This is a genomic window from uncultured Sphingomonas sp. (assembly GCF_964244235.1).
GTDB lineage: Bacteria > Pseudomonadota > Alphaproteobacteria > Sphingomonadales > Sphingomonadaceae > Sphingomonas.
Window position 1 is genome coordinate 1 of sequence record NZ_CAXTII010000064.1, and the last position, 16092, is coordinate 16092.

At 66.1% G+C, this 16092-nt stretch carries 13 protein-coding genes; 7 read left to right on the plus strand and 6 right to left on the minus strand.

Translation table 11 applies throughout. The features are described 5' to 3' along the window. Positions 1-724: ribonuclease E/G (locus ACFE7D_RS10890; RefSeq protein WP_375395441.1), on the minus strand; the 724-nt coding region annotated here is incomplete at its 3' end. A gap of 470 nt (positions 725-1194) precedes the next feature. Here ACFE7D_RS10890 and ACFE7D_RS10895 point away from each other — a divergent pair. From ACFE7D_RS10895 to ACFE7D_RS10915, 5 genes are all read left to right on the plus strand, one after another. Next, positions 1195-2445, plus strand: coding sequence for an N-acetylmuramoyl-L-alanine amidase (locus ACFE7D_RS10895; protein WP_375395442.1), 1251 nt, complete (start codon positions 1195-1197; stop codon positions 2443-2445). 90 nt (positions 2446-2535) lie between these two features. Next, on the plus strand, positions 2536-5019 hold the full coding sequence (locus ACFE7D_RS10900; protein WP_375395443.1) for a penicillin-binding protein 1A: 2484 nt from the start codon (positions 2536-2538) through the stop codon (positions 5017-5019). A gap of 111 nt (positions 5020-5130) precedes the next feature. Then, entirely contained in the window at positions 5131-6258 is a 1128-nt protein-coding gene (prfB, locus tag ACFE7D_RS10905; RefSeq protein ID WP_375395444.1) for a peptide chain release factor 2, read from the plus strand. Continuing rightward, a complete protein-coding gene (locus ACFE7D_RS10910; RefSeq protein ID WP_375395445.1) occupies positions 6258-7040 on the plus strand; it encodes a class I SAM-dependent methyltransferase in 783 nt (260 codons plus the stop codon). Before prfB ends, ACFE7D_RS10910 begins: the two co-directional genes overlap by 1 nt. Before the next feature lie 128 nt (positions 7041-7168). Then, positions 7169-7312, plus strand: a complete 144-nt coding sequence (locus ACFE7D_RS10915; RefSeq protein ID WP_174285208.1) for a lmo0937 family membrane protein — start codon at positions 7169-7171, stop codon at positions 7310-7312. A gap of 80 nt (positions 7313-7392) precedes the next feature. Here ACFE7D_RS10915 and ACFE7D_RS10920 read toward each other — a convergent pair whose 3' ends face one another. Then, positions 7393-7989, minus strand: a complete 597-nt coding sequence (locus ACFE7D_RS10920; protein ID WP_375395446.1) for a L,D-transpeptidase family protein — start codon at positions 7987-7989, stop codon at positions 7393-7395. Between the two features lie 196 nt (positions 7990-8185). Here ACFE7D_RS10920 and ACFE7D_RS10925 point away from each other — a divergent pair, with 196 nt between their 5' ends. Beyond that, positions 8186-8887: a murein L,D-transpeptidase catalytic domain-containing protein gene (locus tag ACFE7D_RS10925; protein WP_375395447.1), complete on the plus strand. Its 702-nt coding sequence runs from the start codon at positions 8186-8188 to the stop codon at positions 8885-8887. On the opposite strand, the gene ACFE7D_RS10930 is transcribed toward ACFE7D_RS10925, so the two are convergent. From ACFE7D_RS10930 to ACFE7D_RS10945, 4 genes are all read right to left on the minus strand, one after another. Further along, complete coding sequence (locus ACFE7D_RS10930; protein ID WP_375395448.1) at positions 8833-9942, minus strand: glycosyltransferase family 2 protein; 1110 nt, start codon at positions 9940-9942, stop codon at positions 8833-8835. The two genes, ACFE7D_RS10925 and ACFE7D_RS10930, sit on opposite strands and share 55 nt — an antisense overlap. After that, entirely contained in the window at positions 9939-12449 is a 2511-nt protein-coding gene (locus ACFE7D_RS10935; protein ID WP_375395449.1) for a DegT/DnrJ/EryC1/StrS family aminotransferase, read from the minus strand. Before ACFE7D_RS10935 ends, ACFE7D_RS10930 begins: the two co-directional genes overlap by 4 nt. 70 nt (positions 12450-12519) lie before the next feature. Continuing rightward, positions 12520-13230: a phosphatase PAP2 family protein gene (locus tag ACFE7D_RS10940; RefSeq protein WP_375395450.1), complete on the minus strand. Its 711-nt coding sequence runs from the start codon at positions 13228-13230 to the stop codon at positions 12520-12522. Beyond that, the gene (locus ACFE7D_RS10945; RefSeq protein WP_375395451.1) at positions 13230-15632 is read right to left on the minus strand and encodes a TonB-dependent receptor; all 2403 of its coding nucleotides are present in this window, start codon (positions 15630-15632) and stop codon (positions 13230-13232) included. Before ACFE7D_RS10945 ends, ACFE7D_RS10940 begins: the two co-directional genes overlap by 1 nt. Positions 15633-15886: 254 nt before the next feature. On the opposite strand from ACFE7D_RS10945, the gene ACFE7D_RS10950 reads away from it, so the two are divergent. Beyond that, positions 15887-16042 carry a hypothetical protein gene (locus ACFE7D_RS10950; RefSeq protein ID WP_375395452.1) on the plus strand — a complete coding sequence of 52 codons (156 nt, stop codon included), beginning with the start codon at positions 15887-15889 and terminating at the stop codon, positions 16040-16042. Positions 16043-16092: the final 50 nt, after the last annotated feature.

Here is a 16092-nt window from a genome sequence, read left to right on the forward strand (position 1 = left end):
CCAGCTCGGCCATGATCGTCTTCAGCCGCTTGCGGTCGCCCGCGTTGCTGATCTTGCGGCTGATCCCGCCGCCATGCGACGTGTTGGGCATCAGCACGCAGTAGCGGCCGGCGAGCGACAGATACGACGTCAGCGCCGCACCCTTGTTGCCGCGTTCTTCCTTGACCACCTGCACCAGCAGGACCTGGCGGCGGCGAATGACGTCCTGAATCTTGTAGCGACGGCGCAGATTCATCCGGCGCTGGCGAAGCGCCTCGACCTGATCGTCCTGGCCGCTGGACCGCGACTTCGGACGATCGCCCTCGTCATCGGCTTCGTCCGCGACGTCCGGATCGCGGCCGCCGTCACCCTCGAAATGCTCATCGTCGTCTTCGGACTCGTCGGCATCGTCGTCGTCCGCATCATGTTCGGCGCGAAGCGCGGCCTCTTCGGCGGCATGTTCGGCCTCTTCGCGCAGCAGCGCGTCGCGGTCCTCCTTGGGGATCTGGTAATAATCCGGATGGATTTCCGAAAACGCCAGGAAGCCGTGGCGGTTGCCACCATAATCGACGAACGCCGCCTGCAGCGAAGGTTCGACCCGGGTGACCTTGGCTAGATAGATATTGCCCTTGAGCTGCTTGCGCTCGGCACTTTCGAAATCAAATTCCTCGATCCGATTCCCGTTGACGACCGCCACCCGGGTTTCCTCCCGGTGGCGTGCGTCGATCAGCATACGCGTGGTCATTATATGGTCTCCACGCGCTCGCCGGGCCTGATAGCTGCCGTCGCGCGCGATGATAAAAGGCGGGGCGGCGCGTGGCGCCGGGTCCACCGGTGGTTAGCGAATATGCCTCTGCTCGAAGACCAGCCGGGACGAACCCGTCCTGCGGCACCCGCACGCCATGCGAACCGCCGGCAAGGGCCGGTCGGTCGGGCGAACGAGGGGAATGCGTCATGCGAGCGTCAACCTGTTTGGCAGGTCCCGAACGGGATGCCGATGGCCGGCGCTATCCTGTCGAACCAAATTTGTCGAACGAATGCACCGGTGCAGCGCATGCGTAGCATCGCGACTGCGGCTCCGCAACCGGCGCGCCCTTGCCGCCTTGCCGGCAGATTATTGCCGAATGCTGCGTTAACCGCGCCCGGCAACCGTGTATTGCTATGCCGATCCCTAGACCGACCGCTCGACAACAGTCGACGATCAAAGGGGTTCACATGGCTTTTCGCTGGACCGGACGAGGTGCGCCGCGGCATGGCCGGCGGGTGTTGTCGATCCTTGTCTTGGTGTTTGGGGGCCTGTTCGGCATGCCGGCCTTTGCCGCGACGATCGATCGGATAGCGATCGAGACGGGGCGCGTGGTGGTGCATTTCGACGACCGCGTCGCGAACGCCTCCAGCATCGTCCTGGACGGACCGCAGCGCATCGCGATCGATGTCGCCGGTGTGACCCCGGGGGGCGCGGTCCGCCCGTCGGGCCTGATAACCGCGGTGCGCGAGACGCGGCACGGCGACGGCACGCGCATCACCCTCGACCTCGCCGAACCGGCGATGGTGTCGGACGGCGGCTTCGACGGCGACGGGCGCGAACTGACGCTGGCGCTGCAGCCCGTCGACGAAGCGCGCTTCGTCGCGGCGAGCATCGCCGGTCCGCTCGATTTCTTCCCTTTCAACTGGGGCAACCGCGCTTCGTCGCGCTACAAATTGTCGATTCCCGTACCGCCGCCAGCCAAGGCGCTGCCGCTGCCGCGCGTGGCCGGCGACGATTCGCGGCCGCTGGTCGTCATCGATCCGGGGCATGGCGGGGTCGATCCCGGCGCGATCGGCCCGTCGGGTATCCGCGAAAAAGACGTGACCCTGCGAGTCGCCAAGGCGATTCGCGACGAACTGGTGGCGAGCGGCCGGGTGCGCGTGGCGCTGACCCGCGACGACGATCGCTATCTGGTCCTGCGCGAACGCTTCGGTATCGCGCGGCGGCTGCATGCGGACCTGTTCATCTCGATCCACTGCGACAGCGTCGGGCAGGGGCCGGGCGCGGACATGGCGACCGGCGCGTCGGCCTATACCTTGTCCGAGGTCGCATCCGACAAGGAGGCCGCACGGCTGGCGGCGCGCGAGAACAAGGCGGACATCATCTCCGGCGTGAATCTCGGCGATGCGCCCGCGGACGTATCGTCGATCCTGATCGACCTGACGCAGCGCGAGACGATGAATTCCTCCGCCGATTTCGCCCGGCTGCTTGGTCGCGAGGCGAAGCCGCTGATGCCGTTGAAAGCCAATTTCCACCGCATGGCGTCGCTGATGGTCCTGAAGGCCCCCGACATGCCGTCGATCCTGTTCGAGACGGGCTATATCTCGAACCCCGGCGATGCCGCATTCCTCGACAGCAACGACGGTCGCCACCGGATCGCGCAGAGCGTGTCGAACGCGGTGGAGGTGCATTTCGCGCGGCGGATGGCGTCTCGTTGATTTCTTCCGTCGTTTCGAGCGAAGTCCTAATCGAACGGATGTGGCCCCCTTTCCCCCTCGCCGGAACATGCTAGACGCGCAGGCCAGTCCATGGCGTCCGATGCTCTCCTTTCTCTGAAGTCCCGCACCCGCGGTGCCTGGTCGCGCTGGTGGGTGAAGCTATTGGTCGTCGCGGCTTTGCTCGTCGCACTTGCCTATGCGTTGCTGTGGCTGATCGTCATCCGCCAATTGCCCTCGGTCGATGGTCTGCGCGCATACGAACCGCCGCTGCCGACCAATGTCCGCGGCAATGACGGCGCGCCGATCCACAGCTATGCGCGCGAACGCCGCGTCGAATTGTCCTATGCCGAATATCCACCGCTGATGGTCGATGCGTTCCTGTCCGCGGAGGACAAGAATTTCTTCGAACATCACGGCGTCGATTACGGCGGGGTCGCGCGGGCCGCCTATCAGGGGATCGCGCACGGTGCCACGCCGCGCGGCACCTCGACGATCACGCAGCAGGTCGCGAAGAACCTGCTGGTCGGCAACGAGGCGAGCTATTCGCGCAAGCTGAAGGAGGCGATCCTTGCCTACAAGATCGAGAATGCGCTGACCAAGCAGCAGATCCTCGAACTGTATCTCAATCAGATCGCGCTCGGCCGCAACGCGTTCGGGGTCGAGGCGGCGTCCCACGCCTATTTCGACAAGGAACTGCCCGAACTCGACCTTGCGCAATATGCCTATCTGGCGATCCTGCCGAAGGGCCCGGCGAATTACGATCCGTTCCGCCATGCCGACCGCGCGCTGGAGCGGCGGCATTATGTGCTGGCGGAAATGCTGAAGAACGGTTTCATCAACCAGGCGCAATATGCCGGGGCCGATGCCGAACCGATCCGCGCGGTGTTACGCCAGACGCCCAAGTTCGAGGCGGTCAGCGGCTATTTCATCGAAGAGGTCCGACGCCAGTTGATCGACACATTCGGCGAGACCGCGAACGACGGCCCGTTCAGCGTGTATTCGGGCGGGCTGTGGGTCCGCACGTCGCTCGATACCCGGTTGCAGGACCTGGCGGCGCAATCGCTGCGCGACGGCCTGATCCGCTACGATCGCGGGCGCGGGTGGAACGGGCCGATCCGGCATGTCGATATCGAAGGCGACGACTGGCTGCAGGCGTTGCTGAACACCAATATCGGGCTCGATTACCAGGACTGGCGCGCCGGGATCGTGGTCGCGCGCGAGCGCGGCGCGGCGAAGGTCGGTTTCGCCGACGGGCAGACCGGCACGATGGATGCCGGCGCAGCGTCGATGCCCGTCCGCGGCAAGGGTGGCACCGCCTATGCCGCAATGAAGCGTGGCGACATCATCGCCGTCGCGCCGGAAGGCGGCAGTGCCACGCGCTTCGCGCTCCGCGCGATACCGAAAGTGTCCGGCGGGTTCGTCGCAGAGGAACAGTCGACCGGGCGGGTGCTGGCGATGCAGGGCGGCTTCGACGCACGGATCCAGGCGTTCAATCGCGCCGAGCAGGCCGAACGCCAGACGGGGTCGGCGATCAAGCCGATCGTCTATTCCGCCGCGCTCGACAATGGAATGTCGCCCGCGACGATCCTGATGGACGCGCCGTTCTGCGTCTATCAGGGCGCACGGCTCGGCCAGAAATGCTTCAAGAATTTCGGGAACGAGGGCAGTTCGGGACCGCACACGATGCGTTGGGGCATCGAACAGTCGCGCAACCTGATGACCGTCCACGCCGCCGCGGCGATCGGCATGCCCAAGGTCGTCGACCGGATCAAGGCGATGGGCGTCGGCAGTTTCCCGCCGTATCTGTCCTATGCGCTTGGCGCGGGCGAGACGACCGTCGGGCGCATGGTCAACGCGTTCGCGATGCTGGCCAATCAGGGCCGCGGCAATGCGCCGACGCTGATCGATTTCGTCCAGGACCGTCACGGCAAGGTGATCCTGCCCGAGAATTGGCGTGGCTGCGACGGGTGCACCGCACCCGACTGGAACGGCAAGGCGATGCCCCGGCCGCCGTCACGCCTCAAACAGGTCATCGATCCGATGACCGCGTTCCAGATGGTTCACATCACCGAAGGCGTGATCCAGCGCGGCACCGCGGTGACGCTGCACGAGCTGGGCCGGCCGATGTTCGGCAAGACGGGAACCAACAACGGCCCCACAGACGTCTGGTTCATCGGCGGCACGCCGCAGTTCATCGGCGGGCTCTATATCGGCTATGACAGTCCGAAGCCGCTCGGCGGTTCGGCGCAGGGCGGGACCATCGCCGCGCCGATCTTCAAGCAATGGGCCGCCAAGGCTTATGACGGCATGGAGAAGCTGCCGTTCCGCGCGCCCGCCGGCATCCGCATGGTCCGGATCGACCGCGCCAGCGGCAAGCCGGTGTTCGGCACCTGGCCCGACATGAGCGATCCCAGGCCGGCGGTGATCTGGGAAGCGTTCAAGCCCGAAAGCGAACCGCGGCGCGCCGCGCGTCGTGCCGGGCCGGCTTCGGCGACGACGGGCGGCCCCGCCGCCGCGCGCGCCGATACACCGCGCGACAGCGATTTCTTGCAAAAGCAGGGCGGCATTTACTAGGAAGTCACCCTATATCCGTCACCCGGCCTCGAGCCGGTCCCGCTGTTCCCGCGGTGAAGAAGCGAGGCCCCGGCGCAAAGGCCGGGGTGACGTAGCAGAAGGTTTCAGATTATGCGCGCCGAAGCGCAGGCCCATGTCGAGACGATCAACGAGGCGCTGGCGCTGCTGCGCCGCTTCCTCGACTGGGATCGTGCGCTTCGCCGGCTCGACGAGCTGAACGCGCGGGTCGAGGATCAGGCCTTGTGGTCCGATCCCAAGGCCGCTCAGGCGGTGATGCGCGAACGGCGCCGGCTGGACGAGGCGATCGCGGCGACGCGCGCCATCGAGAGCGAACTCGGCGACAATGTCGAATTGATCGAGATGGCAGAGGCCGAGGGCGATACCGCGATGGAGGCGGACGGCGTCCAGGCGCTCGCCGATCTCGCCGCACGCGCGGACCGCGACAAGGTCAAGGCATTGCTGGCGGGCGAGGCGGACGGCAACGACACCTATGTCGAGGTGAACGCCGGTGCCGGCGGGACCGAGAGCCAGGATTGGGCCGGTATGCTCAGCCGGATGTATTCGCGCTGGGGGGAGCGCCACGGGCTTAAGGTCGAGCTGATCGACCAGCATTCGGGCGAGCAGGCTGGGATCAAATCCGCGACCTTGCTGCTGAAGGGTGAGAACGCGTACGGCTATGCCAAGACCGAAAGCGGCGTCCACCGCCTGGTCCGGATCAGCCCGTACGACAGCGCGGCGCGGCGGCATACGTCGTTCGCCAGCGTGTGGGTCTATCCCGTCGTCGACGACAATATCGAGGTCGAGTATAACGAGAGCGACCTGCGCATCGACACCTACCGCGCGAGCGGAGCGGGCGGTCAGCACATCAACACCACGGACAGCGCGGTGCGGATCACACACGTGCCGACGGGTATCGTCGTGCAGTGCCAGAACCAGCGATCGCAGCACAAGAACAAGGCGGAGGCGTATAACCAGCTCCGCGCGCGGCTGTACGAGCGCGAACTTGCGATCCGCGAGGCGGCGGCGAATGCCGAGAATGCGGGCAAGACCGATATCGGCTGGGGGCATCAGATTCGTTCGTACGTGCTGCAGCCGTACCAGATGGTGAAGGACCTGCGCACCGGCGTCACTTCGACCAGTCCCTCCGACGTGCTCGACGGCGATCTCGACGCGTTCATGGCGGCGGCGCTGTCGCAACGCGTGACCGGCGAAGTCGCCGAGGTGGAGGACGTGGATTGATGCCTTTCCGTTCGTTTCGAGCGCAGTCGAGAAACGTTGGACGTTGCTCGGGGCCGGTTTCTCGACTGCGCTCGAAACGAACGGTATTCGGGGCGTTTTTCCTCCTCGCCGCCTGCGACGGATCGTCCGCGCTCATCAGGCACGATCCCAAGCTGCCAGGTCCGTTCCCCGCCGCCGATCGCCCGGTCGCGCACATCGTCTCCGCGCGCTGGTCGACCGAGGAGGACCGCGACCGGGTCAACGAGGCGGGCGACGTGATGGCCAAGAGCGGGATCAAACCCGGCATGACCGTCGCGGACATCGGCGCGGGCGAGGGGTACTACACCATCCGCCTCGCCGCGCGCGTCGGCAAGGACGGGCGCGTACTGGCGGAGGACATCTTCGCGAACGTCCGCGACGCGCTGGCGGACCGGGTCGCGCGCGAGCGGCTGGACAATGTCAGCGTCCGGCTGGGGTCGCCCGCGGACCCGCGGCTGCCACCCGCCAGTTTCGACCGGGTCGTGATGGTTCATATGTATCACGAGATCGAACGGCCCTATGAATTCCTGTGGCGGATGCGGCCTTCGCTCAAGCCCGACGGGTTGATCGTGGTGGTCGATGCGGATCGCCCGACGCAGGATCACGGCACGCCCCCCGCGCTCCTGAAATGCGAATTCGCTGCGGTCGGATATCAGGAGGTCGCGGTGCAGGACATGCCGTCCGCCGGTGGGTATCTGGCAGAATTCCGCGCCACCGGACCGCGCCCAGAACCCGCCGCGATCAAGCCATGCCGGCTGGGTTGACCCGTAGCGGAAAGATATTAACCTGCGGTGCGGAGACCTTGCGGGAACGCTTTGCTTCGCGTCTTGTTGTTCGTGCGAAGCCGGGCGGGTTTGCCGCAAGGCTCGGGGTCAAAAGGGAAGGTCACTCGATGCTTTGGACGATCGCAATCATTCTGCTGGTGCTGTGGGCACTTGGTTTCTCGCTGCATATCGCGGGTGGCCTGATCCACATCCTGATCGTCGTCGCGGTCATCGTGGTCCTGTTCCAGCTCATCACCGGCCGGCGCGCCTGACGGGACGATAGCCTCCGCTCGCTTCGATCCGGCGCAGACAAAACCCCGGCGGTCGATCCGCCGGGTTTTTCGTGATCTGGTCAATGTGCGCCGCTCAGACTCGCGGCATTGGCTTCTTGCGTCTCGGTGTCCGTCGAGGATGCGAATACCGGCAGGGGCGGGTTGCGGCTGTCGATCGCGTCGTTCGTGACGACCACGATCGTTCCGACATCGGTGATCGCGAACAATTTCCTGGCAAACGCCATCGGCACGCGGATGCAGCCATGCGACGCGGGGAAGCCGGGATTGTTGCCCGCATGGATCGCCACCCCGTCCCAGGTCAGCCGCTGCATGAACGGCATGCGCGCCGCATTGTACAGGTTGGACCGGTGATCCACGTCCTTCTCCAGGATCGTGTAGCTGCCCGTCGGTGTATCCTTCCCGTCCCGGCCCGACGAGATCGTCGAGGCGGCGACCAATCGCTGGCCGCGATAGACGAAGGCCTGTTGCGTGCCCAGGCTGACGACGATGCTGACGGGTTCGCCGCTGCCGGTGTCGTTCCACACGAACTGATTGGCGGACAATGCCGCGGCGGCGGCCTCGACCGCGTCCGCGCTGCCGGTCGCGGCCGATGCCTGAATTGGCCCGGCCGCGAACGCCATCGAAGCGATCCCGAGCGCGATTGAAAAGTGCCGCATTGACCTTCCCTTCCGATGGATCGATTCGTTTCCCGCCAAACGCGCGACCGTCGATTGCGTGCCATCCGCGACGAAGCGTTCGCCGAACGCGGCGAAAGCCGGGAACGGGGTCGCAAGCGACGGATAACGTGGCAGAAATTCAGCCCTGCTGCGCTATACGCGATGTGGGGGATCAATCGGGCTTTCGGGAATTTCGATGATCGATCATGATTCGGTACGGTCGCGGCGCGCCTTGCTGCGGGGCGGTCTGTCGTTGACGGGCGCTTTGGTGATGTCGGGGCCGCTCGCGGCTGCTCACCGGATCACAGCACGTGATCTCCGCCCCTTGTCGCAACCGCCGATTCCCAATGCGGGGGTGATGCAACCGGTGGTGACCACATCGCCGCGGGTCGTCCGTCCGGATGTGTTCCGCCATGCGCTCGCCGCGCTCGATCGGCACGGCAATGCTGTCCAGCACCGCGACCGGATCGCGATCGCCGATTTCGCCGCGTCGTCGGCGCAGGCCCGGTTCCATCTCGTCGATCTGCAAAGCGGGCACAGCACCTCGTTCCTGGTCGCACATGGCAGCGGATCGGATCCGACGCATACCGGTTTCCTGAAGCGGTTCTCGAACGATCCGGGTTCGAACGCGTCGTCGGAGGGCAGCTTCCTGACCGCGGATTATTATGTCGGCAAACATGGCCGGTCGCAGCGGCTGATCGGGCTCGATCCGACCAACAGCAACGCGCTGTCGCGTGCCATCGTCGTGCATTCGGCCTGGTATTCGAACCCCGACATGCTCCGTACCCACGGGATGCTCGGTCGAAGCCAGGGCTGTTTCGCGGTCGGCGAGGGCGATCTGGATCAGGTGTTCGCGCGGCTCGGGGCCGGGCGGATGATCTTTTCCACGAAAGCCTGACCGCGACGACCGCCGCCGACCATCGCCGACCACATCAGCGCATCGATGCCCGCATAGCCCAGACCCAGATGGTCGGGCCGGACCGCCAGTACCTCGTGCAGGCCGACGCTCCCCGTCCGCAGGGCGGCGCGCCCGATGCCGCCCCAGCGGAGCGCGGTCTCCCACCGGATCAGCCGCAGATCCGTCGCGTAGCAGGGGTGCGACGCCAGGAACGCCGTCTGCAGCGTTGCGATTCCGTTGCCAAGCATCCACAAGGTCTCGCGATCGGGGACGGGCTGCTTGCCCATATTGTGCCGGACCAGCAGCGCCGCGATCGTGTCCGCATGGTCGCCCAGGATCGGGCCGTGAAACTCCGCCAGCGCGCGGGTGGCGCTGGCGTGCATCAGCGTCGCATAGCGTTTCGACATCCCGCCGGGATGCTGGCGATACGCGAGCAGCACATCGTCGATCCGCGCGAGGCCGCCGGCCTGCTGGATGCGGTGATACAGGTTGAAGTCCTCGGCACAGGACAGATCGGGCCGGGTAAAGGGGGACAGCGCGCGCGCGGCGTCGCCGCGCATCATCACCGACGACCAGACGAGCGGATTTTCGATCCACGACAACCATGTTACGAGCGCCGGCGTGGTGATCGGCGCATAGGTGGGCGGACGCAGCGTATCGCCGTACAGATTGTCGGCATTGGCCCCGACCAGCACGATCTGCGGGTGCGCGTCCAGATAGGCGACCTGTCGCGCCAGCCGGTCGGGCCGACAGAGATCGTCCTGGTCCAGCCCCGCGATAAACCGGCCGCGCGCTTCGGCGACCGCACGGTTGCGCGCGTTTACCGGTCCGCCGTTTTCGGAGAGCGCGATCAGGCGGACGCGCGCATCGGGCCAGGCGGCGACAATATCGCGGGTATCGTCAGTCGACCGATCGTCGACGACCAGCAATTCGAAATCGCCCAGGGTCTGCGCCGACACGCTCGCCAGCGTCGGCGGCAGCAACGCCGCGCCGTTATACGCCGCCATGACGATGCTGACCGCGGGATCGGCGGGACGGGCGGCGAGCGCGGTCATGCGGCGGCCCGCGCCTCGTGCCCGAGGATCTGGTCGATGATCATCGATCCGACATCGTTCTGCCACAGCCACAGCCCGTTGGCCTGACCGCTGAAGCTCGCCTCGCCGCCCAGGCTGCCCCAGGGGACGAACCCGGCGGCCAGACCGATGCCGTACAACCCCGGGATCGCCGTGCCGTCGGCGGCGCGTACGCGGCAATGCGGATCGACCATCGCACCGCCCGCCGTGGCGGCGAGCGCGATCGGCGTGCCGTCCTCGCTATGCACCGGCAGCGCGTGGGGGCGATAACCGAGCGCGGCGATGACCAGATCGGCATCGCGGATCACCGCGCGTCCCGCCGCATCCTCGTCGCCCGTGATCCGGTGACGCGTGACTCGCGGATCGGGCGTGCGGCCATCGACGCCGAGCATCCGCAGGACCAAGTCGCGCGCCTCCAGCCGGAAACCGCCCAGCCGGTAGACGAAACCCGAGACGGGGCAGACGTCGTCCGGTCCGAAATCGGTGAACCCTTCCGCCAGCGCCGCCTCGACGGAAGGGTAGAAGGGTCGCAGGGGGCGGCGATGCAGCAACGTGACCGCGTCCGCACCAAGCGGCAGTGGAGGGTTGCCCTTCAACAGCAGCGCGATCGTCGTCAATGCGCTCGTCGATCCGCCGATGACGGCGATGCGCGGCGCGCGGCACGTCGAGACGAGATCGGCGACACGCGCGAACCCGCCGACCGACAGGACCTCGTCGGACTGCAACAACCGGCCATCCGCCAGGTCGATCAGGCGCGCGCAGCCGACCTGCTGCGCCGCCAGCCGGTCGATCGGCTGGTGACCACCGGTGGCGATGACGACGTTGCGCGCCAATTGGTCGATCTCAAGCCCGTCGGCCGCCCGTTTCAGCCGGACATTCCATAGTCCGTCCCCGCGGCGTTCGGCGCGCAAGGCCACATGACCCGTCAGCACGCTGCCGCCGGCATCACGGACGATCCCGGTCAGCGCCGCGCCGGTGGCGCGAAGGAACGGCCCGATCTCGACCAGCGGCACGCCGATCGCCCCGCCCGGCGCGCCAGCCGGTACCCCGCAATGCGCCGCGACCGCGCGCGCCGCGGGATGGTCGGCGAGTGCGGCGATGTCGGGATGCGGATTGCCCTCGACCGCGGTCAGGAAGGTCTGCGCGGTGGAATCGGAGGTGATCGCGAACTGACCAAGCCGACCGCCGCCGATCGCATCGTCGCGGTCGATCACCATCAGACCGGCGCGAGCGAGATCGGCCAGCCGGCCGTTCTTCGCCGCCGCGGTCAGCAATGCGGTGCCCGCCGGGCCGCCGCCGACGACGATGAGTTCGGCGATCCTCGGTGCAGCGACGCTCGCCGGGCGGCGCGTCCGTACGGCCCGGACCGCGCGATGAAGCGTGGACGTGATTCGCGCGACATCGTTTACCGACATCGCATCGGTGATCGGCAGCGACAGCATGCGGCCCGCGACATCGTCCGCGACCGGTGTCGGCTCGATCAGCGCGGTGCGGCGGAACCAGGGCTGCTGGCCGAGATGCGGGCTGAAATAGCGGCCCGACCCGATGCCCGCGCCGGCCAACGCGGCGTCGATGGCATCACGGCGGTCGGCGATATCGTCCGGCAACAGCACCGGCATGAACTGCGTCGCCCGGCGTTGCCCGGCGACTCGTTGCAAGGTCAGATCGCCGAGCTGCGCGCGGTACGCCGCCTCCAGCAGCGCGCGGTGCGCGGCGGTCGCGTCCAGTCCGTCCAGCTTCGCGCGCGCCAGGACCGCGATGACCTCGGGCAGTTTCGCATTGATGCCGGGCAGTGTCGCGCTGCGCCCGCTTTCGAACCCGAAATTCGTCATCGCGCGCAGCCGCGCGATCCGTGCCGCGTCGGCGCAGTGGATCAGGCCGCCTTCGGCGACCGCGAAGGTCTTGGTCGCGTGCATCGAATGGACGACCGCGAACGGCGCGCCGGTGCCGAACGCGGTGCCGTCGTCGGCGACCGTGCCGAGCGACGCCGCGGCGTCCACGACGATCCCGACGCCGTAATCGCGGGCGTAGCGCCGATATCGATCGATATCGATGGCGTTGCCGAACGTCGCATAGGGGATGACGACGCCGATCTGCGCGCCGTAATGACGAAGCAGCCGTTCCTCTTCCGCCGCGGCCGCGCTCCAGTCGTCCGGATCGATATCGCAGATCAGCGGCGTCAGCCCGGTCCACGCCGCGGCCTGTGCGGTTGCCGCGAAGGTCAGCGCGGGCATCAGCGCGAGCGTCCCGGGTCTGGCGTCGAACCCCGTCGCTTCGCGGATCGCGATCATCAGCCCGAGCGTCGCGTTGGCGACCGCCAGGCATGCGCCGCGACCGCCGAACAACCGCGCCGTGACCGCCGCCTCGAACCCGCGGACCTCGGGCCCGCCATTGCTGTAGATTCCGGACGCCTCGATCCGCTTGAGCGCCGCGACATGATCGCTCAGTCGCGGCGGATTGGGTGCGATCAGGGGCAGCGGCTTTGGCATCGACATTCCATATTTCGGCGCGGGTCGTCGCCTTATGGAATGGTTCCTCCTAAGATGCGGTTACGCCGCTTTATCGCACCCCCGCCGCCGCCAGTTCCGTCTGCGCCGCCGCAAATTGCGCCGCGAAAGCGGGCTTCGCCATCAGCCGTTCGGCGACCATGATGCCAAGCGCCTCGCCAGCGGTCACGTCGCTTCGCCAATGCTGTTCGCACACGATCCGGCTCTGACCGTACCTCGCGGCGCGCGCCATGATCGGCTGCGCCCTGGCGGGGATCAGCCGCGCGAGAGTCGCACCCATCGAGAACGCCATCGTCGTGTGGCCGCTCGGATAGCTCGACAGCGGCGCATCGCTGCGTTCGCAGGTCTTCAGACCGGGGTCGATGATCCAGGGGCGGGGGCGCTTGAATTCGTCCTTCCCGCGGTCGGCCGCGTCCTTTTCGGCGGCGCGCACTATCCCCATCAGCCTGGCGGTCTGCGGCAGCTTCGCGAGGTCGAAGCCCGGACCGATCGCTTCCGCAAAGACGCTCGCATTCTTGGTGTCGCTGTCGCTCCGCGCCGCGGCGACATCGGCCGCGCTGCGGTCGGTCTCGATCGCATGGAGTTCCGCAAGCTCGGCTTTCGCCTGGGTGCTGCCGGCGGCGGGCGGCGGCGGCAGGAAACCGGCGGGATCGAGATCGGCCACCGTCAGCATCGACGCCTCCTTGGGCGCCTTTGCCGTGTCCTTGGCGGTCGCGGCGAAGGCGAGCAGCCCGGTCGCGGCGATCATGATCGTCGTGCGCATCAGAACACCACCGTGATATCGCCGGTAAATTGCCGGCCGGTCTGGAAAATATACTGGTCGTACGGGAAGACGCTGTTCACCCCGCTCGTCCCCGTGGCTGCCTTGCCCTGGCTGATACTGGTCACGCGGGTCGAGTCGAGCAGATTGTAGACTTCCAGCCCGAACCGGATGTGTCGCCGGAACTCGTAGCTCGTCGCAAGGATCGCTGTGTTGTAGCCCTTCGACTGGTAGGTGGGGTTGTTGTAGCTGTCGAAGGTGGTTGCGGAAACATTACCGGCAGGCGCCACGAAATATTGTTTGCCGACCCATTTGTCGATCAGCGAGAAGCGGATCGGACCGCTCTTGTAGAGCACGCCGCCCGCCGCGGTCCATTCGGGCGCCTTGGCGACCTGCTGCTGCGGCTGTCCCGGGTTGTCGGTCTTCGCATAGTTACGCGACCCGTTGGCGAATACCGCAAGGCCATGCGGGAAGGCGTAGGTGATCTGCCCCTCGCCACCTTTGTACGTCACCGCGCCCTGGTTGATGAAGACGACCCCGTCGGACGCATTGGGCGTCGTGACCGAGGCGAACTTGTTGGTGAAATCGATTTTGTAGATATCGGCGTCGATGCTGAGATTCTGGCCGTGGAAGACCACGCCGCCCTGATAGTTGGTCGATCGTTCGGGGGCGACGGTCGAGAGGGTCGGATTGACGACGTACAGCACGCTGAGCGGCGGCGCGAGGAAGCCCTTGGCGAATTCGCCGTACGCCGAAAGCTGGCTGGTGATCGCATAGTTGATCTGGGCGAAGGGCAGGTTGGCCGTGTAGGTGTTTTCCTGACGCTGCGCGTACCGCGTCGTCTGATTGTACAGCGCGTCGATCTTGCGTTCGAAATCGACATGCTTGAAGCCGGGCGTGATGGTCAGCCCCGGGATCGGGCGCAGCTCCAGCTCGACGAATTCCTCGGTATGGTTCGTGTGGCTCTTCTGGTCGAACTTGACGTTCGCCGGCGGCTGGACCGTGCCTGCGGGCAGGACGGCGAGGTTGATCGCCTTCTCAATATAGTTGGGCGACAGGTCGATCAGGTTGACGTCGCGCTGCTGGCGATAGGTGTTCGAGAATTCGAGCCACGCGCCCGCGGTCAGCGCGCCGAAGCCGAAATCGAGGCGCGTCTTGGCGATATCGCCGAACATCCGGTATTTGTTGGTCTTCGTATAGCCGGGCACGCCAAAAACCGCTTTCGCACCCGGCGAGGAGACGACCGAATTTGCTTTGGTGACGGCAGCAGCGATATCGGCAGACGACGACGTGCCGATAATATTACCCTTTGCGTCGGTGAGCGGGAACGCCGTGCCGTAGATCGTCACGTCGTTGCCCGACAGCGTCTCGTTGTCATAGCTGTACGTATAGGCGCGGTTCTCGAACGTCGAATGCGGGGCCAGTTCGGCCTCGAACTTGATGACCTCGAAATCGGTCGTCTTGTGGGTATAGTTGTACTTGTAATAATCCTGCGTATTCGGATCGTTGTTCAGGCTGAAATATTTCCCGTACAGCGCCGCCTGGCCGAGCGTGGTGCCGTCATTGTCGGGCTGGTTGAAGCTGTTCTGGTTATACGTGCCGAGCAGCGTCAGCTTTGCGTTCGGACCCAAGGGGATAACGATTTTGCCAAACACGTTCGTCGAATAGAACGGGCTGTAGGTCCGCGCACCGTTCGATCCGATATGCTGCGCGCTGAACACCATTTCGGTGCCGCCCAGCTTGTCGATCGCGCCGGTCTGCACCACGCCGCGCAGGATATAGGTGTTGTAGGTGCCGTAGGTGCCCTTCAGTTCCACCCCAGGGTTCTCGCGGGTTTCACGACTGAAGAGATTGATGTTGCCGCCGAACGTCGCCTGGCCGAGCTGGCTGGCGTTCCCGGGACCGCGATCGACGATCAGCGTCTCGATCGTGTTCGATGGGAAGAACGTATTTGAATGGTGCGTCGGATCGTTGGTATCCCCGAACGGCACCCCGTCATAGGTGACGTTGTATTCGCCGTCCTGGAACCCGCGAATCTGCGCCTTCGATTCCGAAAGGCCGACGCCGTTCGCGGCACCGGTGTTGGTCACGCTCGGGCTGATCAGCGCGATCTGGTTGAAGTCGGCCGACGCCGGCAGCGAATCCTCGATGAAGGAGCGGCTGACGATCGAGGCCGGCTGCGCTTCCTTCAGCGACGCGGTGACGGGCGCGATCTCGTTCGCGCGGGTCGCGGTCACGACGATGTCCGACCCTTCGGCGATGCCGGTCGTCTGCGTCTGCGGGTCGGTGTTGGCGGTCGCCGGGAGGGGCGTGGCGACATCCTTCGCAGCCGTCACCGGCTTGTCGAGCGCTGAAGCGAGCGCCGGATCGGCGAGCGCGCACAGCGCCAGGACGCTGGCACCCATGGCAAGGCCACGAGCATGCGCCCGCATATGACACGTCTTCATCTTCGCTTCCCCCACACCAACCCGACTGGCGAAGCGCTACGGCCGCAGCGTGACAGTTCTGTTGCGATTCCGCGTCAGAACAAAGATTGACGATTTGTAAACGACGACCGGATGGGACGATCGATACCGGGCGATGTAAGGCCGTAGGCCTGGGTGGCCGATACCCGTTGCCTGCGCGTGGAGAGACGTCTTGAAACTGCTGGTGGCGAAGAATGACGGCGAGACACGGCTGTACTGACCGCGGGCTGCGCGAGGCGGGGCATATGGTGACGCTCGCGGTGAACGGCCGTTACGTATTGTTTCAGGTGATGGACGACGGCTATGACGCGATCGTGCTCGATTGGATGCTGGCGGCTGGGGGGGCGTGATGCGCGGTTTGGCTCTGCTACCGGCGGTCGCACTCCTGTCGGGCTGCGCG